Raw genomic sequence first — 21206 nt, forward strand, 5'->3', positions numbered from 1 at the left:
ACCAGCGGCGTTATCACCGGGCAATGACGGCGCTGGGCATGCCGGCGCTGACTGACGGCATACGGTCGAAACAGACGGAACCGTGCTAATCCCGTTAGGTCACACCAGTTCCACTTCCACCACGCCCGGCACCGCGCGCATCGCCGACGCTATCTGCGGCGAGACACGGTAACGGTTGGGCAGCTCGATCTCGACCTCGCCCTGCGCCTCGTCCTTGATAACGATAATGCTCACCTGACTGTCGCCGCGCTGGGTAAGCTGCGATTGAATCGCCGACGCCGGTCGGTCATTCCTGACAAAGATGCGCAAGGCCTTCTGGATGCGGCTTGCCTCGTCCTCCAGCGACTGCACGGTCTGGATGCGCAGATTGACGCCTTCGGGCCTGTCCTCGGCCGAAACGGTGATCACCACCGAACGGCCGGGCTCGAGCAGGTCTCGATACTGCGCCAGCCCCTCGGAAAACAGCACCGCCTCATACTGGCCTGACGTGTCGGAAAACTGCACGACGCCCATCTTGTTGCCGGTGCGCGTCTTGCGCTCTTGTTTGGTGGTGACGGTTCCGGCAAGCCGCCCGGCGGCAGCACCGCGTTTGACGGCGGCCGAGAATTCGGCCCAGGTCTGCACCCGCATCTTCTGCAGCGCCGCCTTGTATTCATCCAGCGGATGGGCGGAGAGATAGAAGCCGACCACCTGAAATTCACGGTGCAGGCGGTCGGCGGCAAGCCATGGGTCGGTCGCCGGCAGGTTGAGGGCCTGCGACTGCGCGCCGAGCGAGGCGCCGAAAATGTCGTGCTGGCCCGACATTGCATTCTGCTGCGCCAGCGACGCCAGCCCCATCATCCGCTCGACGCCCGCCATCATCGCGGCGCGGTCGTGGCCGAAACAGTCGAGCGCGCCAGCCATGATCAGGCTTTCAAAGACGCGCTTGCCGACGATCTTCGGATCGACCCTTTCGCAGAAATCGGCGAGGTTTTTGAACGGTTTTTCGCCGCGCATGGCGACGATATGCTCGACCGCCGCGTCGCCGACGCCCTTGAGCGCGGCCAGCGAATAGAAGATCCGGTTCTCGCCGACTTCGAAGGCGCGGAAGCTCGTCATCACCGAAGGCGCCACGACATCGATGCCGAGGCGCAGCGCATCCTGGCGGAAATCGGCGAGCTTGTCGGTGTTGCCCATATCCAGCGTCATCGACGCGGCCAGGAACTCGACCGGGTAGTGCGCCTTCAGATAGGCCGTCTGGTAGGAGACGACCGCGTAGGCGGCGGCATGCGATTTGTTGAAACCGTAGTCGGCGAACTTTGCCAGCAGGTCGAAAATAAAGTCGGCTTGCGGCTTGCCGACGCCGCGCTCGACCGCGCCCGAGACGAAGCGCTCGCGCTGCTTGTCCATCTCGGCGCGGATCTTCTTGCCCATGGCGCGGCGCAACAAATCGGCTTCGCCCAGCGAATAGCCGGAGAGCTCCTGCGCGATCTGCATAACCTGTTCCTGGTAGACGATGACGCCTTGCGTCTCCTTCACCAGATGGTCGATCTTCGGGTGGATCGACGCCATCTCCTCCTCGCCATGCTTTCTGGCGTTGTAGGTCGGGATGTTCTCCATCGGCCCCGGCCGGTAAAGCGCGACCAGCGCGATGATGTCCTCGATACAGTCGGGGCGCATGCCGATCAGCGCCTTGCGCATGCCGGCACTTTCCACCTGGAACACGCCGACCACTTCGCCGCGCGACAGCATGGCGTAGGTGTCGGGGTCGTCGAGCGGAATGTGGGCGAGATCGATCTCGATGCCGCGGCGGCGGATCAGCTTGACCGCGGTCTCCAGCACCGTCAGCGTCTTCAGGCCGAGGAAGTCGAACTTCACCAGCCCGGCCTGCTCGACATACTTCATGTTGAACTGGGTGACCGGCATGTCGGAGCGCGGGTCGCGGTACATCGGCACCAGCTCCCACAGCGGCCGGTCGCCGATGACGATGCCGGCGGCGTGCGTCGAGGCGTGGCGGTAGAGCCCTTCCAGCTTCTGCGCCATGTCGAGCAGCGTCTGCACGATCGGCTCGCGCTCTGCCTCTTCGGCAAAGCGCGGCTCGTTGGCGATGGCGTCGGCGAGCTTGACTGGATTGGCCGGGTTCGACGGCACCATCTTGGAGAGCTTGTCGACCTGGCCATAGGGCATCTGCAGCACGCGGCCGACATCGCGCAGCACCGCGCGGGCCTGCAGCGTGCCGAAGGTGATGATCTGGCCGACCTGGTCGCGGCCGTATTTCTGCTGGACGTAGCGGATGACTTCCTCGCGCCGGTCCTGGCAGAAATCGATGTCGAAGTCGGGCATCGATACGCGGTCGGGATTGAGGAAGCGCTCGAACAGCAGCGAGAAGCGCAGCGGATCGATGTCGGTGATGGTCGTCGAATACGCGACCAGCGAGCCGGCGCCCGAACCGCGGCCCGGCCCGACCGGAATGCCTTGCGCCTTCGCCCATTTGATGAAGTCGGCGACGATCAGGAAGTAGCCGGGGAACTTCATCTTCTCGATGATGCCGAGCTCGAATTCCAGCCGTTCGCGATATTGTTCGACCGTGTAGCCAGGCGCCAGTCCGTGTGCGGCGATCCGCGCCTCCAGCCCTTCATGCGCCTGTCTGGCAAGCTCCTGCGCCTCCGCCTTCACCGCCGCATCGGCGTCGGCGACATCGCCGCCGGCAAAGCGCGGCAGGATCGGGTTGCGGGTCTTGGGATAATAAGAGCAGCGCAGCGCGATCTCGACAGTGTTGTCGATCGCTTCGGGCAGATCGGCGAACAGCCTCGCAATGTCAGCCTGGCTTCTCAGAAAATTGTCGGGCGACAGGCGGCGGCGATTGTCGACGGCGACGACCGAGCCTTCGGCGATGGCGATCAGCGCGTCATGCGCCTCATAGTCGTCGCGCGAGGAGAAAAACGCCTCGTTGGTGGCGACCAGCGGCAGGTCATTGATATAGGCGAGATCGACGGACGATTGCTCGATCGCCCGGTCATAGCCGGAAACCCGTTCCAGCTCGACATAGAGCCGGTCGCCGAACAGCGCCTTGAGCGTCAAAAGCCGTGTCTCGGCGAGATCGCGGCGGTCCTCTTTCAAGGCGTTGCCGATCGGACCGCGCGGCCCGCCGCTGAGACAGATCAGGCCGTCGCAATGGCCTTGCAGCATTTCGGTCGACAGATGCACCGCCTCGCCGGGCGGCGTTTCGAGATAGACCCGGCTGACCAGCCTGACCAGATTGCTGTAGCCGGCCTCGGTCGCCGCGATCAAAACCACCGGCCGCATCTCCGGGCCTTGCCGCCTGCGGTCGCGCTGGCTGTCGCTGGCTTCGCCGGAAAAGGCGAGAGTGGTCTGGCAGCCGATGATCGGCTGGATGCCCTCCTTCACCGCTTTCTGCGCGAATTCGAGCGCTCCGAACAGATTATTGGTGTCGGTGACGGCGATGGCCGGAGCCTCATCCTTGACCGCTTGGCCGACAACCGTGCTGAGCTGCAAGGCGCCTTCGAGCAGCGAATAGGCCGAATGCACGCGCAGATGGATGAACGGCCGCGCCGGCACTTCCGGCCGCGACGCCTTCATAAAAGCCTCGCGCCGCAAAGGGTCGCGTGGAAGTGTCTCATTCGCCATGGTTTTTTAGCGCCGCTTGAAAGGACTCAGTCGATGAAATTGCATTGTCCGGCACCGGACGATGCGAGTCCAGCAATTGCCAGTCGAGCCTTGCAAGTTCGCGATCGTTGCTTTGTGACGGCATCTATGCTAGGAATATATGCATGGTGCTGATTTGCGCCAACGACCCCCCGCCGAGGCGGGTTTTCTATTTTCAGCGTCACGCGAATTCCATAATCACCGCATCGACCGCGAGACTGTCGCCCGGCTTCGCCTTGAGTTTCGACACGGTAAGATCGCGCTCGGCGCGCAGCACGTTTTCCATCTTCATCGCCTCGACGACGGCCAGCGTCTCGCCGGCCTTGACCTCCTGCCCCTCGGCAACCGCGATCGATACGACGAGGCCGGGCATCGGGCAGAGCAGCATCTTCGAGGTGTCCGGCGCCACTTTTTCCGGCATCAGCCTTTCGAGCTCGGCGGTGCGCGGCAGCATGGCGCGTGCGGCGACCGACATGCCTTTCCAGGCGATGCGAAACCCGTTCAGCACCGGCCTGATCTGCGCGGCGATTCTTCGGTCGCCGACCGTGCCGCGCCAGATGAGATCGCCCGGCCGCCAGTCTGACATCACCGTAAGCGCCTTGCCGCCGTCGATCGACAGATCGAGTTCCATTGGAATGGAAATCATGCCTTCGAGGACAGAAGCCGAAAGGTAATCCTCGCCGATCTTGACCGCCCAGTCGCGCTTCAGGGCACCCGAATGCGGCGCCAGCCGCCCGCCCAGCCGGTCGAGCCGGTCGCGGCGCAGCAGTTCGACCGCGGTGGCGATCGATGCGAGCACGGCCTTCTCCTCGCTATCAGGCACGATCGGCGCGAACCCGTCAGGATATTCCTCTGATATGAAAGCGGTCGATATCAGCCCTTCCCGCCAGCGCGGATGCTGCATCAGCGCCGCCAGAAACGGTATGTTGTGCTCGATGCCGTCGACGACGAAGCTGTCCAGCGCTTCCGACATGGCGTCGATCGCGGCGAGCCGCGTCGGCGCCCAGGTGCACAGCTTGGCGACCATCGGGTCATAGAACATCGAGATTTCCGACCCCTCGGTGACGCCGGTATCGTTGCGGACGACGATTTCGCCGAACTGCCCCTCTTCCGGCGGCCGGTATCTCGTCAGCCGGCCGATCGACGGCAGGAAATTGCGATACGGGTCCTCGGCGTAGAGCCGGCTTTCAACCGCCCAGCCGTTCAGCTTGACGTCACTTTGCTTGATAGCGAGTTTTTCGCCGGCAGCTATGCGGATCATCTGCTCGACCAGATCGATGCCGGTGACGAGCTCGGTCACCGGGTGCTCGACTTGCAATCGCGTATTCATTTCAAGGAAATAGAAGTTCTTTTCGCTGTCGACGATGAACTCCACCGTGCCGGCGCTCTGGTAGTCGACCGCCCTGGCCAGCGCCACCGACTGCTCGCCCATGGCTTTCCGGGTCTTGGCGTCGAGGAAAGGCGAAGGCGCCTCTTCGACGACCTTCTGGTTGCGGCGCTGGATCGAGCATTCGCGCTCGCCGAGATAAAGCGCGTTGCCATGCGCGTCGGCCAGCACCTGGATCTCGATGTGGCGCGGATCGACCACGAACTTCTCGATGAAGACGCGGTCGTCGCCGAACGAGCTTTTGGCCTCCGACCGCGCCCGGTCGAACCCGTCGCGCACCTCGGCCTTGCTCCAGGCGATGCGCATGCCCTTGCCGCCGCCGCCGGCCGAGGCCTTGATCATCACGGGATAGCCGATCTCACCGGCTATTTTCTCGGCATGGCCGGCATTCTCGATGACGCCAAGCCAGCCGGGCACGGTCGACACGTTTGCAGCGTTGGCGAATTTCTTCGATTCGATCTTGTCGCCCATCGCCCTGATCGCTCTGGGTTTTGGGCCGATGAAGACGATGCCCTCCTTCTCCAGCGCCTCACAGAACGATGCGCGTTCGGACAGAAATCCGTAGCCGGGATGCACGGCTTCAGCACCCGTCGCCTTGCAGGCGGCGATGATCTTCTCCGGCACCAGATAGCTCTGCGAGGCCGGCGAAGGCCCGATATGCACCGCTTCGTCGGCCATCTCGACATGCACGGCGTCGCGATCGGCGTCCGAATAGACCGCCACGGTTGCGATGCCCATCTTGCGCGCCGTCTTAATGACGCGGCAGGCGATCTCGCCACGATTGGCGACCAGGATTTTTGTGAACATGCGGGTTTTGTTCCCTCGGCTGCCTTTCTTTTATGGGCTTCGCCCAGCCGGTCAAGGCCCCGGCTGATCAAGGCAAGTTGGCGCATATCCCGGGCGCAAGTCGCCTAGTGACGACCAAACCCGGCTATGAACTGTCAATTCGTCCCATAGTCCAGAACCTGCAGATACGCTAATGCTCGGCCCCGATTGCAGATTTGCCCTGAGAGGAGGTTCTCGATGAAAACCCGTGCCGCTGTCGCTGTCGCCGCCGGAAAGCCGCTGGAGATCCTGGAGGTCGACCTCGACGGCCCGCGCGCGGGCGAGGTGCTGGTCGAGATCAAGGCGACCGGCATCTGCCACACCGACGAGTTCACGCTGTCGGGCGCCGATCCTGAAGGCATCTTTCCGGCGATCCTCGGCCATGAGGGTGCGGGAATCGTCGTCGATGTCGGCAAGGGCGTCACCTCGGTCAAGAAGGGTGACCACGTCATCCCGCTCTACACGCCGGAATGCCGGCAATGCCCGTCCTGCCTGTCCAGAAAGACCAATCTGTGCACCGCGATCCGCGCCACGCAAGGGCAAGGCCTGATGCCGGACGGCTCGTCGCGCTTCTCGATCGGCAAGGACAAGATCTTCCACTATATGGGCTGCTCAACCTTCTCCAATTTCACCGTGCTGCCCGAGATCGCGGTGGCCAAGGTCAATCCCGACGCGCCCTTCGACAAGATCTGCTACATCGGCTGCGGCGTCACAACCGGCATCGGCGCGGTGATCAACACGGCCAAGGTCGAGATCGGCGCCACGGCCGCCGTCTTCGGCCTCGGCGGCATTGGCCTCAATGTCATCCAGGGACTGCGCCTTGCCGGCGCCGACATGATCATCGGCGTCGACCTGAACAACGACAAGAAGGAATGGGGCGAGAAATTCGGCATGACGCATTTCGTCAATCCGAAGGAGATCGATGGCGATATCGTGCCGTATCTCGTCAACATGACCAAGCGCGGTGCCGACCAGATCGGCGGTGCCGACTATACGTTCGACTGCACGGGCAGCACCAAGGTGATGCGGCAGGCGCTTGAGGCATCGCACCGCGGCTGGGGCAAGTCGGTCGTCATTGGCGTTGCCGGCGCCGGCCAGGAGATCTCGACGCGGCCGTTCCAGCTCGTCACCGGCCGCACCTGGATGGGCACCGCCTTTGGCGGCGCGCGCGGCCGCACCGACGTGCCGAAGATCGTCGACTGGTACATGGACGGCAAGATCGAGATCGACCCGATGATCACCCACACGCTGAAGCTGGAGGACATCAACAAGGGTTTTGACCTGATGCATGAGGGCAAGAGCATCAGGAGCGTGGTGGTTTACTGACGAGAACCACAAGCCGCTGATCGACCGGTCCGCGACCTGGTTTCGAAAAGAAAGGGGCAGATAAAAACGCCGAAAAACTGCATCCGAAAGTCGACAATGGACTGCCCAAGGAAAAGACCGATTGTGCCCGCGAGACGCTGGTCTGCGCCTTCAATTAGAATATGATAAAATTTGGGTTTGATGATTTGAGGTCATGCCACCATGGTCAGAAAAGTTATTCTCGTCGTCGGCATTTTAACTTTCATTTCTACTCTTCAAGCGCTCTCTCAATCGTTTCAGGGCTCTTTTGAATTTCGGTGGACAACAGATCCTCAAAATCAGCACCGCATTATGATGCTACTCTCAGACGCTTCTTTTACCGACAAAGCCGGAAAGATATGGAGCGTTCCCAAAGGCACAAATATTGATGGAGCATCTATTCCGGCGCCACTATGGTCATTCGCTGGCTCACCGTTTGTTGGAAACTACAGACGCGCCTCTGTTATCCACGACCGATTTTGCGACACCAAAACCGAACGCGCATCAGATGTTCACAAAATGTTTCGTGAAGCGATGGAGGCTGATGGCGTCGGGTATTTGGAGCGGCTAAGCAAATATATGGCTGTTAGCGCTTATAGCGTCGTCACCGGCGCATGCGGAAAAGAAGAAGACACGTTAAGAAAACTCTTTTCGTCGAACGACTTTCAAGGAGTGCTTAAAAGTGACGAGCTTTTTAAGCAGCTTGATACTTATAAGGTAGACATGAGAAAATTGGATACCGTTGCCTCAAGAGCTGACACTATTAAATCCATTGCCAAGATTGAAAATCCACTGACATTCGCGGCGCTAACTGAGTTTCGGCGTATCCCGTCCAACCAGAACTACGCGACGCTCGAAACAGCAATTAAGGCAGAGCAACCAACGGAAGCCGAGGCCGATCAACTGGTGTTGTTGGCAAACGCCACCGTTCCAGAAGGCAGTATTTCGTTGCCGGGGCAATAGACCTTGAATTTGACGCGCCCCGCCATTTATGTCGATGCCGATGCCTGTCCGGTGAAGGCCGAGGTCGAGAAAGTCGCCGAGCGCCATGGCGTCGTCGTCACCTTCGTCTCCAATGGCGGCCTGCGCCCGTCGCGTGATCCGATGGTCCGCAACGTCGTCGTGTCCAAGGGCGCCGACGCGGCGGACGACTGGATCGTCGACAATGCCAAGCCCAACGACATCGTGGTGACATCAGACATCCCGCTTGCCGCCCGCACGGTGGCGCTCGGCGCCCATGTGCTTGGGCCGACCGGGCGCCCGTTCACGCCGGAAACGATCGGCATGGCGGTGGCGATGCGCGACCTCAAGCAGCATCTGCGCGAGACCGGCGAGAGCAAGGGCTACAATGCCAGTTTCGCGCCGCAGGACCGCTCGCGGTTTCTCGGCGAGCTCGACCGCATCTTGCGGCGTGCGCTGAAATCCGCCGCACTGGGTTAGCGCTTCGACCTCGAACCGGACGTCAGCGCAGCAAAACCGGGAATCGATCTTCGGCATCATGCGCACAGGCAAAAGTGCTATAATGTCCGAGTCCTAAAAGACGAGCGGCGGTAAGACGGACCGCCATCAGGGGCCGGGCCATGACGACCGAGACGCCGCTGAAGAAACCACTGCATCGCCACATGCAGTTCGCGGTGTCGGCCTGCATCGGTGTAGTGGCACTGGCGATCGCGTTGGTTTTGCGCGCACCCATCGCCTATTCGATCGGCGCCAATGCGTTCTTCGCCGCCTACACCGTCATCGTCGTCGCCCAGATGCCGCTGCTCACCGGCCGCTATCTGAGCAAGAATGCCCGCGCCACCGACCAGCCGGTGCTGGTCATCTTTGCCGTGACGCTGATTGTCGTCGCCGTCGCCATCGTCTCGTTGTTCCAGTTGATCAATCGAGGGGGCAGCCCACATCCTGTCGAACTCACCTTCGCGCTGGTGTCGATCCCGCTCGGCTGGTTCACCATCCACGCCATGACGGCGCTGCACTACGCACATGTTTATTGGCTGAACGATGAAGAGACCGACCCCGGCAGCAAAGCGAAGCAGAAAAAGCCCGTCGGCGGCCTCGTATTTGCCGGTAAGGAGCGGCCGGACGGCTGGGATTTCCTCTATTTCTCGACCACCGTCGGCATGACCTCACAGACCTCCGATACCACTGTCTCGACCACGCATATGCGTCGCATCGTGCTTTTGCATTCGATCGTGTCGTTCTTTTTCAATACAGTGATCGTCGCAGCAGCGGTCAACCTCGCCGTCAGTCTTGGAAGCCAGTAGTATCGGGTAGCTCGTAATAATTCCGTGATCGGATGAAACATCGCTTTGGCTGGCAACGTATTGGGAGGGGAGAACGATCGGAAAGGCCGACTGAGCGGCCGGGAGACGCGAAAAAATGGAATCGGTTGCCAGGAGCCAATCCGCCATCGAGCCAGATACTGCCGCGCCGAAGGATGCAACGCTGATCTACCGGCAGTCGCGCTGGACGCGGCTGACGCATTGGCTCTGGGCCATCTCGCTGTTCTTCATGCTGCTTTCCGGCCTGCAGATCTTCAACGCCCGCCCCCAGCTCTATATCGGCAAGGAGTCGGGATTCGCCTATGACAACACCATCTTTGCCATCGGCGCCGAGAACACCGCAAACGGCCCGCGCGGCTACACCGAAATCTTCGGCAAGCGCTTCGATACGACCGGTGTGCTCGGCTGGTCGGGACCGGCGGGTCGGGAGACGTCCCGGGCTTTCCCGTCTTGGGCGACGATCCCCTCCTATTACGACCTCGGCACCGCCCGCGTCGTCCATTTCTTCTTCGCCTGGATACTAACCACGACGCTGGTCGTGTGGCTGGTCGCCAGCCTCATCAACGGCCATCTGCGCCGCGATCTTGCCCCGCGCATCGACGATCTCAGGCGTTTGCCGCGAGACATCGCCGATCATGCCAGGTTCAAGTTCCGTCACAGACGCGAATACAACACGCTGCAGAAGATGGCCTATGGCGGCGTCATGTTCGTGCTGCTGCCGCTGATGATCATCACCGGCCTTGCCATGTCGCCGAGCATGAACGCGGTGCTGCCGTTCCTCAACGATCTGCTTGGCGGCAGGCAGACGGCGCGGACGATCCATTTCATCGTGATGCTGCTGCTCGTCGCCTTCTTCATCATCCATATCCTGATGATCTTCGCCGCCGGCCCGATCAACGAGCTGCGTTCCATCATCACCGGCTGGTACCGAACCGACCCGCCGGCGCATGGCAGCAAGACGCCTCAGAGGAGTGCGTGAGATGGCGAAGTTTGTGATCAGCCGCAGAAAATTCCTGACCTCGGCCAGCCTCGGCGTCTCCGGTATCATGCTCTCGGGTTGTGACGCCTTCGACAGCCAGCTTCGCGTCGGCGACGGCCTGCGCAGCTTCCTCGAAGGCGCCAACGGCCTGACCTGGCGCGCGCAACGCCTGCTTGCCGGCGATTCGCTGGCGCCGGAATTCACCGAAGCCGACATCCGCCAGCCGCAGCGGCCGAACGGCGTCACCGCGCCGGACGACGATGTCTACAAGGGCCTGCTCGCCAACAATTTCGCCGACTGGCGGCTCGAGGTTTCCGGCCTTGTCGAAAAGCCGCTGTCGCTGACCCGCGAGCAGCTAATGAACATGCCGAGCCGCACCCAGATCACCCGCCACGACTGCGTCGAAGGCTGGAGTTGCATCGCCAAATGGACCGGCACGCCGCTGTCGCTGGTGCTTGATCAGGCGGTGGTCAAGCCGCAGGCGCGCTACGTCATGTTCCATTGCCTCGACACGATCGACCGCAGCCTGTCCGGCGACATCAAATATTACGGCTCGATCGATCTGATCGATGCCCGTCACCCGCAGACGATCCTAGCCTATGGCTTGAACGGCAAGCCGCTGCCGGTCGAGAACGGCGCGCCGTTGCGTGTCCGCGTCGAGCGCCAGATCGGCTACAAGATGCCGAAATATCTCCGCAAGATCGAACTGGTCGACGGTTTCGCCACTATCGGCGGCGGCAGGGGCGGTTATTGGGAGGACAATGGCTACGACTGGTACGGCGGCATTTGACCCCAGAGCATGATCCCCGAACCGAAGGTCAGCGCAGCAAAAAGTGGGAACCGGTTTTCGGAAAAGATCATGTTCAAAAGAAAATAGGCGCGACGCTCAGTAACTGTCATCGCTGTCATCGCCATCGCTGCGCAGGGCCGGATTCAAATCTGGATTGTCATCGGGGGTGACGAGCTTACCCAGTCCGTGCGGGCCTTGATAGTTGCCGTGGGTGTCGAAATTCGGATTGCCCTGATTGTCGAATTGCGGCGTCGGATCGATCCATTGGTCGTTACGGCTATGGCGCGGCCTCGGGTAATAATTGTCGGAATGGCGGCGATGCGAGTTGTTGTTGTCGAGAATGGCGCCAACCACGCCGCCGACGATTATAGCCGCGGCCAGGTCGCCGGCAGAAGGGTTGCGGCCGGAGCCGGCGACCAGGAATTCCGCCGAGCAGCCATCATCGACCCAAATGCCGCCGCGGTCATAATCCCAGCTTCTGCCTTGAACGCAGCGCGACTTCGAAAGCTGAGAGGTCAATTGCACGCCGCGCCGAGTGTCGACACCGCAGTAGGAATAACGGTGGTTCACACTGGAGCAGACCACGCGTCTGGCGCCTGCCGCCTGCGCGGTGTCGGGCAGCAACGAGAGCTTCGCCGGATTGCCCAGGGTGCAGGCCAGGAACACCATCGAGCCGCTGATCGCCATCCGTGCCGACATTGCAATTCTCCAACCCGATCCGCTATCGACAGAATGGCATCCTCGTGTAAATCTGACAACCAGGCGGTTGCAGCGGGATCTATCATGCACTCAAAAATGATCGCCACGATTGCACTTGCGCTTTCCGCCTGGCTGGCGTTGGCGGCGCCATCCGCCTGGGCGGACGACAGTCTCAAGCACATCATCGACCAGAAGACGCTGACGGTCGGTGTGGCGCTCAATCCACCATGGATCCTCAAGAAAGCCGACGGCAAATTCGCAGGCTACGATGTCGACCTGACCAGCGCGCTTGCGTCCGACCTTGGCGTCGACCTGAAGCTGGTCGAAGTGCCTTGGAACGATCTCAAGGCACGGCTGCTCAAGGGCGATTTCGACATGATTGCGGCGGGCTACGCCAGCACTCCGGAACGTGCGCGCGAAGTGGTATTCTCCGACCAGACAGGCGCTGCCGATATTCGCATGGTGGCGACGATCGCCAGCCTCGGCAAAAAGCCGGGAAAGGCGGTGGCCGCGCCGGGATACAAGATCGCCGTGCTATCCAATTCCACGGATGAAGCCGCCGCGAAGGAAGCATTCCCCAAGGCGACCATCCTCTCCTTCGACAATACATCAGATGTTTTCGCCGCGGTCATCGGCGGCGAGGCACAGGCGATGGTCGCCACATCGCCAACGCCGCAGATGGCCGCCAGGCTCTATGATGCGAAGTTGACAATGGTGGGTGGCCCGCTGTTGCGGACGCCGGAGGCGTTTGCGATGCGGCCGGACGATATCCGCCTGATCCAATACGTCAACAACTGGATTGACGCGCGTACCGCAGATGGCACCATCACCGGCGTGCGCCGCTACTGGTTCGGCAGTTTCAAATGGATGTCGCGGTTCGACACCAGCGTCAAGCCGGAGCCTGCCAAGCAATAGTTTTGCGACAGTTCGAGGGTCCTGGCCGGGGTGCAGCCGTCTAAGTGACCTTGTCGCCCAGCGCCCCGAGCGCCGGATGGATTTCCGGCGAGGTCGTTAGCGAAGACTTGTCAGTAAGGTGTCGCTGGCAGGTGACAAGGTGTCGTCCACAGGCTATGGATGACGAGTCGAGGGCTCAAATTGAGTCCTACCTGTTTGCGGGAGAGAGCAGCGAGAGCTGCCGCCGAAGGGGAAATCGCCCGAAATCTCTCAGGCAAAAGAACCGTAGACGGGAAAGACACTCTGGAAAGTCGGGGCTTGCCCCCGCGCCGAAGGTGTAAGCGCTGCCGACAGAGTTACGGGGCGCGAGTCTCTCAGGCTTCAGACAGAGGGGCACGGACTGGCCGCCATTCGCGGCCGATTGCGTGCGACTCTGGAGACGACATGACGGGCGACATCAAACACCTTCCCCTCGAAGACCTTCACGTGGCCGCCGGTGCTCGCTTTGGCGCGTTCGCCGGCTGGTCGATGCCGCTGACCTATCCGGCCGGCGTGATGAAGGAGCACCTTCAGACCCGCGAGCATGCCGGCCTGTTCGACATCTCGCACATGAAGCTGTTCGAGATCAGTGGGCCGGGCGCTGAGGCACTGCTCAATCGTGCCTGCCCGTTCGACGCCGGCGCGCTTGAGATTTCCCAGTCCAAATACACGTTCTTTCTCAACGAAGCGGCCGGCATCATCGACGATCTGATCGTCACCAGGCTCGGCCAGCAACGCTTCATGGTTGTCGCCAATGCCGGCAATGCCGAAGCCGACGACAAGCACCTGCGCGCACTTGCCCTGGATTCTGAAACAAAGGGGGTTTTTGATGCCAAGGTGGACGCACTCGACCGCGTCTTCCTGGCGATCCAGGGGCCCGAAGCCTGGGCCGCCCTGTCCCGCGCCGGCATCGAGACCGGATCGCTGCTGTTCATGCATGGCTTTGAGCCCCGCGAAAACTGGTTCATGAGCCGGTCGGGCTACACTGGCGAAGACGGTTTCGAGATCGGCCTGCCGGAAGCCGACGCGCGAAATCTCGTCGCCAGGCTGCTCGAGGACGAGCGCGTGATGTGGGTTGGGTTGGCCGCCCGTGACAGCCTGCGGCTCGAAGCAGGCCTGTGCCTGCACGGGCTGGACATCACACCGGAGATCGACCCGGCCAGCGCCGGGCTGATGTGGGCGATTCCGAAGGAAGTTCGCGCCTCTGGCACTTTCATCGGTGCCGACGCATTGCGTGCGATCCTGGAGCGCGGCCCGGCGCAAAAACGCGTCGGCCTGAAACCGCAAGGTCGACAGCCTGTGCGGGCTGGAGCGTCGCTTTTCAATGCGGTTGGGAAACCGGTCGGACATGTCACCTCCGGCGGCTTTGGCCCTTCGGCAGGTTTTCCCGTCGCCATGGGTTACGTCGAAACGCCGTTGGCTTCATCGACAAGCCCACTCTTCGCCGACGTTCGCGGGACGAAAATCCCGATCGATATCAATCCCCTGCCCTTCACGCCGCATCGCTATCGCAAAGGATGAATCTTCTCATGGCAAAAACCTATTTCACCGAAGATCACGAATGGCTCCGCGTCGAAGGCGGTGTCGCCACCGTTGGCATCACCGACTACGCACAGGAGCAACTCGGCGATCTCGTCTTCGTCGAATTGCCGGAGCTTGGGAAAAAGCTGGCCAAGGGCGATACCGCCGTCGTGGTCGAATCCGTCAAGGCGGCATCGGACGTCTATGCACCGGTCGACGGCGAGATCACCGAGGCAAACACCTCGCTCTCGTCTGATCCGTCCCTGGTAAATTCCGCGGCGACCAGCGACGGCTGGCTGTGGAAGATGAAGCTGGCCGATGAAAGCCAGCTCGAAGGCCTCCTGGATGAGGCCGCCTACAAAGCCCATATTGGTTGATAGCAGGATCAAGAAGATGACTGCAGCATCTTACCCCTTCTCGGCCCGCCATATCGGCCCCGGCCTCAATGATGTCAGAGCCATGCTGGCGACGATCGGCGTTCCCTCAGTCGAGACCCTGATCAGCCAGGCTGTGCCGAAATCGATCCGGCTCGACCGGCCGCTGGCCTTGCCCGCACCGGCGAGCGAAGCGGAGGCGCTGGCCGAGCTTTCAGCGACAATGGCAAAAAACACGGTGCTGAAGAGCTTCATCGGCGCCGGCTACCACGGCGTGCACGTGCCGCCGGTCATCCAGCGCAATCTGTTCGAGAACCCGGCCTGGTATACGGCCTACACGCCCTACCAAGCCGAGATCAGCCAGGGCCGGCTCGAAATGCTGTTCAATTTCCAGACGCTGGTCACTGAGCTGACCGGCCTGCCGGTAGCGTCGGCCTCGCTGCTCGACGAAGCGACGGCGGTGGCCGAGGCGGTCGGCATTGCGTTGCGCCATCACCGCGACAAGCGGACCAAGGTGGCGCTTGCCGGCACGCCGCATCCACAGACGCTAGACGTCGTGCGCACCCGTGCCGAGCCGCTCGGCATCGAGGTCGACGGCGACACGATCGACGACAACACCGCCGCTCTGCTGGTCTCCTGGCCTGATACGTTTGGCGTCTATGGCGACCATAAGGCAGCAATCGAGAAGGCCCGCGCCACCGGCGCGCTGGTCGTCTTCATTGCCGATCCGCTCGGGCTGACGCTGACCGACGCGCCGGCTAGGCTTGGCGCCGACATCGCTGTCGGCCCAATGCAGCGCTTCGGCGTGCCGATGGGCTTTGGTGGGCCGCACGCCGCTTATTGCGCCGTCTCCGACAGGCTGACGCGGCTGATGCCCGGCCGCCTCGTCGGCCAGTCGACCGACAGCAAAGGCCGCGCCGGCTATCGTCTCGCCTTGCAGACGCGCGAACAGCATATCCGTCGCGACAAGGCGACCTCCAACATCTGCACGGCGCAGGCGCTGCTCGCCAACATGGCGACGGCCTATGCGATTTGGCATGGCCCTGCCGGCCTGCAGGCGATTGCCGGCCGAATCCATGCATTGGCCAACCGCTTGGCAGCCGGCCTTAGGGCATCAGGCGTTTCTGTCGTTGGCGCAAGCCGCTTCGACACGGTGACGGTGGAAGAGAAAGGCAGAGCCGGCGCGATCGCCGCCGCTGCTGAAAAGACCGGCCGGCTGCTGCGTGTCATCGACGCCGACCACATCGGCATCAGCTTCGATGAGACCTCGACCGACGCCGATCTGGACGCGATCGCGGCGCTGTTTGGCGCCAAGGCGGGCGCCGCTGCCAGCAGCACCATGCCCGGACGACCGCGCGGCAAGGAGTTTCTCACGCAGCCCGTCTTCCACGACAACCGTTCGGAAACCGAAATGATGCGCTTCCTGCGCCGGCTGGCCGACAAGGACCTGGCGCTCGACCGCGCCATGATCCCGCTCGGCTCCTGCACCATGAAGCTCAACGCCGCCGCCGAGATGATGCCGGTCAGCTGGCCTGATATCGCCAACCTGCATCCCTTCGCTCCGGCAGGCCATTCGGCCGGCTACCGCGTCATGATCGACGAGCTGGAAGGCTGGCTGGCCGAGATCACCGGCTTCGACGCGGTGACCCTGCAGCCCAATGCTGGCAGCCAGGGCGAATATGCCGGGCTGCTCGCCATTCGCGGCTATCACCGCTCACGCGGCGAAGGCCACCGCACGGTCTGCCTCATCCCGTCATCCGCGCATGGCACCAATCCGGCGAGTGCGGCGATGGCCGGCATGAGCGTCGTCGTCGTGCGCTGCACCGAGGACGGCAACATCGACGTCGACGATCTGAAGGCCAAGGCGGCCGAGCATGCCCAAAACCTCGCGGCGCTGATGTTCACCTATCCCTCGACGCATGGCGTCTTCGAGGAAGGCGCGCGCGACCTCTGCGCCCTTATCCATGAGCATGGCGGCCAGGTCTATTTCGACGGCGCCAATCTCAACGCGCTGGTCGGCCTCGCCCGGCCGGGCGACATCGGCGCCGATGTCTGCCACATGAACCTGCACAAGACCTTCTGCATCCCGCATGGCGGCGGCGGCCCCGGCGTCGGCCCGATCGGCGTCAAGGCGCATCTAAAACCGTATCTGCCCGGCCACGTCACCGAAGGCTCGGGCCATGCCGTGTCGGCCGCACCGTTCGGCAGCGCGTCGATCCTGCCGATCACCTGGATGTACATCCGCATGATGGGTGCTTCCGGACTGAAGCAGGCGACCGAGACGGCGATCATTTCCGCCAACTATGTGGCGACGCGGCTCGAAGCGCATTTCCCGGTGCTCTACAAGGGCCGCCACGGCCGTGTCGCGCATGAATGCATCCTCGACACCCGCGTGCTCAAGGACAGGGCCGGCATCAGCGTCGACGACATCGCCAAGCGGCTGATCGACTATGGTTTCCATGCGCCGACCATGTCGTTTCCGGTGGCCGGAACGCTGATGGTCGAGCCGACCGAGTCCGAGCCCAAGAGCGAGCTCGATCGCTTCTGCGACGCGATGATCGCGATATCGGGCGAGGCGGCCAAGGTGGCGAAAGGCGAATGGCCCTTGGCCGACAATCCGCTGGTCAATGCGCCGCATACCGCCGCCGAGGCGCTGGCCGGCCAGTGGACCCATCCCTATTCGCGCCTGGAGGCGGCCTATCCGGCCGGCGATGCCGACACATCAGCCAAATACTGGCCGCCGGTGTCGCGCATCGACAATGTCGCCGGCGACCGCAACCTCGTCTGCTCCTGCCCGCCGCTGTCGGAATATCTGGGCGCGGCGGAGTAGACCATGATCCCAAACCGAAGGTCAGCGCAGCAAAAAGTGGAATCCGGTCTTCGGATAAGATCATGGTCTAACAAGAAGATAGAAGCCTCAATCAGGCAGAACGCAAGGCCGGCGCATCGGCCTTGCTCGCCTTGTTGTGGGAGATGACGCGATTTCGCCCGGCGCGCTTTGCCGCATAGAGTGCGGCGTCGGCTTCCGCCAACACATCGTCGAGACTGGTGCCGCCGGTCCCGCCGAAGCCGATGCCGCCGCTGACCGTGCTGCGCAACGGACCAAGCTGGGTGGCCACGACTTCCGCGCCGAAGGCGACGCTGATCTTGCTCGCAATGTCGTAAGCCTTCTCTTCCGTCATCCGCGACATGACCAGCACGAATTCCTCGCCGCCCAGCCGGAAGGCGTCGACGCCGGTCCTGGCGTATTTCCTGATGACAGCGGCGAAGCGGCGCAGAACCTGATCGCCGACCGGATGACCGAATACATCGTTGGTTCTCTTGAAGTGGTCGAGGTCGAACATGGCCACGGACATGAACGGACCGAAGACCCGCTCGCCGTAGAATGCCGTCAACGCCCGCCGGTTCATCAGCCCGGTCAATGGGTCGGTCATGGTCTCGGCCTTCAATTCGATCTGCGCCTGTAAATGGTGCAGGGAGAGCGTCAGTGCCCCGAGCCCGGTCATGCAGGCGACCGCCACGACGGAGTTCAACCGTTCGGCCCAATTGTCGGGCGCAACGCCGAGCATCCATTGGCCCTTGACCAGCAGGACCGCGCCGCAAAGTACGAAGGATAGCGCACAGATGCCGCTCAGGAACGAAACGACCAGCAGAATCCGGCGATCGTGACCACCGCCCTTGATCCAGAACATCACCCCGATAAGCGAGAGCAGCGCCGTTACCGTCGCGTAGGTGACGATGAAACCGACACCGTCGAGGCCGAAATACGTCGCGCCTGCGCAAACAGCCATCGCAGCCAAGGTCGGCAGGATGGCGCGCCTGTAGTCGCGCACGCCGAGATACTGCATGGCCGACAGGCAGATGATCAGAAAGCCCAGGCTGAGAAGCGCAAGCACAATCTGGCAAAGCCAGGGGCTGGGATGCCTGGCATAATGCCAGAACAAGACCACATGCGCGACGAGCACGAGAATGCCGCAAGCCACCGTCAGGACGAAGCGGGCCTGCGGCGCGGCGAACCATATCGCAAACATGGTGATGCTGAGGCACATGCCCGACAGCGCCGCCGCGAGCAGGAGCGAACTGTAATCCAACATGCGTAAGCGACAGCCTCTTGAGAGTTCCGCTGCATTCTAGGTCGGCGGCAGTCCGCGGATACCGTTTTCAGCCAACCTTCCGATGCAACCTTCGGAAAAGGTTTACAAAGCGTCGATGCGCTCGACGCATTTCCGCCGCTTGGTTGTCGAATGGTTTTGCGGTAAGAGGCTCAATCCTCGAACGTAACAGGAACCTCCGTCGCCTGCCCGCAAAAAGCGTGGCAGTATCGGGTGGTGATTCGCAGCATCGGAATCCAGGACCAGCATGGACGACAATAACGATCTTTTCGGCACTATGGACAAGCAGCCGCAACCGGTTCGCGCCACCGCGCGCCCGGCCGACCCGCTGGTGCAGGCGGCGAAGCGCCCGGCATCCCGCGACGGCAGCGAGAGCTACAGTGCCGCCGACATCGAGGTTCTCGAAGGGCTGGAGCCGGTGCGGCGGCGGCCCGGCATGTATATCGGCGGCACCGACGACAAAGCGATGCACCATCTGTTCGCCGAGGTCATCGACAATTCGATGGACGAGGCGGTAGCCGGCCACGCGACTTTCATCGATGTCGAGCTTTCAGCCGACGGATATCTGGCCGTGACCGACAATGGCCGCGGCATTCCGGTCGATCCGCATCCGAAATTCAAGAAGCCGGCGCTCGAAGTCATCATGACGACGCTGCATTCGGGCGGCAAGTTCGACTCGAAGGTCTACGAGACCTCAGGCGGCCTGCACGGCGTCGGCGTCTCCGTCGTCAACGCGCTGTCGGACCATCTCGAGGTCGAGGTCGCACGCGGCCGCCAGCTCTATCGCCAGCGTTTTTCACGCGGCGTTCCGGTGACCGGTCTCGAGCAGCTCGGAGAGGTGCATAACCGCCGCGGCACCAAGATCCGCTTCCATCCCGACGAGCAGATCTTCGGCAAGGGTGCTGCTTTCGAGCCGGCACGGCTCTACCGCATGACGCGCTCGAAGGCCTATCTGTTCGGCGGCGTCGAGATCCGCTGGACCTGCGACCCCTCGCTGATCAAGGAGAAGGACACGACGCCGGCCAAGGCCGAGTTCCATTTTCCCGGTGGCCTAAAGGACTATCTAAAAGCGTCGCTCGGCGACGAATTCCAGGTCACCCGCGAAATCTTCGCCGGCAAGAGCGACAGGCAAGGCGGCCACGGCTCGCTCGAATGGGCGGTGACCTGGTTCGGCGGCGATGGATTCCTCAATTCCTACTGCAACACCATTCCGACCGGCGAAGGCGGCACGCACGAGGCCGGCTTCCGTAACGTCTTGACGCGAGGCTTGCGCGCCTACGCGGATCTGGTCGGCAACAAGCGCGCTTCGATCGTCACCTCGGAAGACGTCATGATCTCGGCGGCGGGCATGCTGTCGGTGTTCATCCGCGAGCCGGAATTCGTCGGCCAGACCAAGGACAGGCTGGCGACGATCGAGGCGATCAGGATCGTCGAGACCGCTATCCGAGACCCCTTCGATCACTGGCTAGCCGACAACCCGCAGGAAGCCTCAAAACTGCTCGAATGGGTGATCGCGCGTGCCGACGAACGGGTGCGCCGCCGGCAGGAAAAGGAAGTCTCGCGCAAGAGCGCGGTGCGCAAGCTGCGCCTGCCCGGCAAGCTCGCCGACTGCACGCAGAATGCCGCTGCCGGCGCCGAACTCTTCATCGTCGAGGGCGATTCGGCCGGCGGCTCGGCAAAACAGGCGCGCGACCGCGCCAGCCAGGCGGTGCTGCCGCTGCGTGGAAAGATCCTCAACGTCGCCAGCGCCGGCAACGACAAGCTGGCCGGCAACCAGCAGATTTCGGACCTGATCCAGGCGCTTGGCTGCGGCACGCGCTCGAAGTACCGCGACGCGGATCTGCGCTACGACCGGGTCATCATCATGACCGACGCCGACGTCGACGGCGCCCACATCGCTTCGCTGCTGATCACCTTCTTCTATCAGGAGATGCCGAGCTTGGTCCACGGCGGCCATCTCTATCTGGCGGTGCCGCCGCTCTACTCGATCCGGCAAGGCGGCAAGGTCGCCTATGCCCGCGACGATGCGCACAAGGACGAACTTCTGCGCACCGAATTCACCGGGCGCGGCAAGGTCGAGATCGGCCGCTTCAAGGGGCTGGGCGAAATGATGGCCGCCCAGCTCAAGGAAACCACCATGGACCCGAGGAAGCGCACGCTGCTCAGGGTCGATGTGATCGACGCCGAGGCCGCAACCAAGGATGCGGTCGACGCGCTGATGGGCACCAAGCCGGAAGCCCGCTTCCGCTTCATTCAGGAACGCGCGGAGTTCGCCGAGACGGAAGTGCTGGATATCTGAGCTAACTCGCTAGCGT

At 62.4% G+C, this 21206-nt stretch carries 15 protein-coding genes and 1 riboswitch; of the genes, 11 read left to right on the plus strand and 4 right to left on the minus strand.

Going from position 1 to position 21206, the window contains the following annotated elements:
• Nucleotides 1-99: 99 nt before the first annotated feature.
• Complete coding sequence (gene dnaE / locus CIT25_RS15470; RefSeq protein WP_206072954.1) at nucleotides 100-3579, minus strand: DNA polymerase III subunit alpha; 3480 nt, start codon at nucleotides 3577-3579, stop codon at nucleotides 100-102.
• A gap of 247 nt (nucleotides 3580-3826) precedes the next feature.
• Nucleotides 3827-5839, minus strand: coding sequence for an acetyl-CoA carboxylase biotin carboxylase subunit (locus CIT25_RS15475; RefSeq protein ID WP_095485384.1), 2013 nt, complete (start codon nucleotides 5837-5839; stop codon nucleotides 3827-3829).
• Between the two features lie 216 nt (nucleotides 5840-6055).
• On the opposite strand from CIT25_RS15475, the gene CIT25_RS15480 reads away from it, so the two are divergent.
• The 6 genes from CIT25_RS15480 (at nucleotide 6056) to CIT25_RS15505 (ending at nucleotide 11252) form a co-directional block, all read left to right on the plus strand.
• Nucleotides 6056-7183 (plus strand): S-(hydroxymethyl)glutathione dehydrogenase/class III alcohol dehydrogenase, encoded by a 1128-nt coding sequence (locus CIT25_RS15480; protein ID WP_091597176.1) that lies wholly within the window; start codon nucleotides 6056-6058, stop codon nucleotides 7181-7183.
• Between the two features lie 201 nt (nucleotides 7184-7384).
• On the plus strand, nucleotides 7385-8164 hold the full coding sequence (locus CIT25_RS15485; protein ID WP_095485385.1) for a DUF1353 domain-containing protein: 780 nt from the start codon (nucleotides 7385-7387) through the stop codon (nucleotides 8162-8164).
• Nucleotides 8165-8173: 9 nt separating this feature from the next.
• Nucleotides 8174-8641 carry a YaiI/YqxD family protein gene (locus CIT25_RS15490; RefSeq protein WP_095485585.1) on the plus strand — a complete coding sequence of 156 codons (468 nt, stop codon included), beginning with the start codon at nucleotides 8174-8176 and terminating at the stop codon, nucleotides 8639-8641.
• 140 nt (nucleotides 8642-8781) lie between these two features.
• Entirely contained in the window at nucleotides 8782-9465 is a 684-nt protein-coding gene (locus CIT25_RS15495; protein WP_095485386.1) for a DUF1345 domain-containing protein, read from the plus strand.
• A 115-nt stretch (nucleotides 9466-9580) separates the two neighbouring features.
• Nucleotides 9581-10462 carry a cytochrome b/b6 domain-containing protein gene (locus CIT25_RS15500; protein ID WP_095485387.1) on the plus strand — a complete coding sequence of 294 codons (882 nt, stop codon included), beginning with the start codon at nucleotides 9581-9583 and terminating at the stop codon, nucleotides 10460-10462.
• Between the two features lies 1 nt (nucleotide 10463).
• On the plus strand, nucleotides 10464-11252 hold the full coding sequence (locus CIT25_RS15505) for a molybdopterin-binding protein (RefSeq protein WP_095485388.1): 789 nt from the start codon (nucleotides 10464-10466) through the stop codon (nucleotides 11250-11252).
• A 96-nt stretch (nucleotides 11253-11348) separates the two neighbouring features.
• On the opposite strand, the gene CIT25_RS37135 is transcribed toward CIT25_RS15505, so the two are convergent.
• Nucleotides 11349-11939 carry a DUF3011 domain-containing protein gene (locus tag CIT25_RS37135; RefSeq protein ID WP_206072952.1) on the minus strand — a complete coding sequence of 197 codons (591 nt, stop codon included), beginning with the start codon at nucleotides 11937-11939 and terminating at the stop codon, nucleotides 11349-11351.
• 96 nt (nucleotides 11940-12035) lie between these two features.
• Between CIT25_RS37135 and CIT25_RS15515 the strand changes: the two genes are divergently transcribed.
• The 4 genes from CIT25_RS15515 to gcvP all read left to right on the plus strand — a co-directional run bounded on the left by CIT25_RS15515 (nucleotide 12036) and on the right by gcvP (nucleotide 17609).
• Nucleotides 12036-12866, plus strand: a complete 831-nt coding sequence (locus tag CIT25_RS15515) for a transporter substrate-binding domain-containing protein (protein WP_158302556.1) — start codon at nucleotides 12036-12038, stop codon at nucleotides 12864-12866.
• 188 nt (nucleotides 12867-13054) lie between these two features.
• A riboswitch (glycine riboswitch) is annotated at nucleotides 13055-13141 on the plus strand.
• Between the two features lie 148 nt (nucleotides 13142-13289).
• Nucleotides 13290-14405: a glycine cleavage system aminomethyltransferase GcvT gene (gene gcvT, locus CIT25_RS15520; protein WP_095485390.1), complete on the plus strand. Its 1116-nt coding sequence runs from the start codon at nucleotides 13290-13292 to the stop codon at nucleotides 14403-14405.
• Nucleotides 14406-14413: 8 nt separating this feature from the next.
• A complete protein-coding gene (gcvH, locus tag CIT25_RS15525; RefSeq protein WP_095485586.1) occupies nucleotides 14414-14782 on the plus strand; it encodes a glycine cleavage system protein GcvH in 369 nt (122 codons plus the stop codon).
• A 16-nt stretch (nucleotides 14783-14798) separates the two neighbouring features.
• Entirely contained in the window at nucleotides 14799-17609 is a 2811-nt protein-coding gene (gene gcvP / locus CIT25_RS15530; protein WP_095485391.1) for an aminomethyl-transferring glycine dehydrogenase, read from the plus strand.
• A gap of 91 nt (nucleotides 17610-17700) precedes the next feature.
• On the opposite strand, the gene CIT25_RS15535 is transcribed toward gcvP, so the two are convergent.
• A complete protein-coding gene (locus CIT25_RS15535; protein ID WP_095485392.1) occupies nucleotides 17701-18873 on the minus strand; it encodes a GGDEF domain-containing protein in 1173 nt (390 codons plus the stop codon).
• Between the two features lie 265 nt (nucleotides 18874-19138).
• Between CIT25_RS15535 and parE the strand changes: the two genes are divergently transcribed.
• The gene (gene parE / locus CIT25_RS15540; protein ID WP_095485393.1) at nucleotides 19139-21190 is read left to right on the plus strand and encodes a DNA topoisomerase IV subunit B; all 2052 of its coding nucleotides are present in this window, start codon (nucleotides 19139-19141) and stop codon (nucleotides 21188-21190) included.
• The last annotated feature ends 16 nt before the right edge of the window (nucleotides 21191-21206 follow it).

The organism is Mesorhizobium mediterraneum (assembly GCF_002284565.1).
Classification (GTDB): domain Bacteria; phylum Pseudomonadota; class Alphaproteobacteria; order Rhizobiales; family Rhizobiaceae; genus Mesorhizobium; species Mesorhizobium mediterraneum.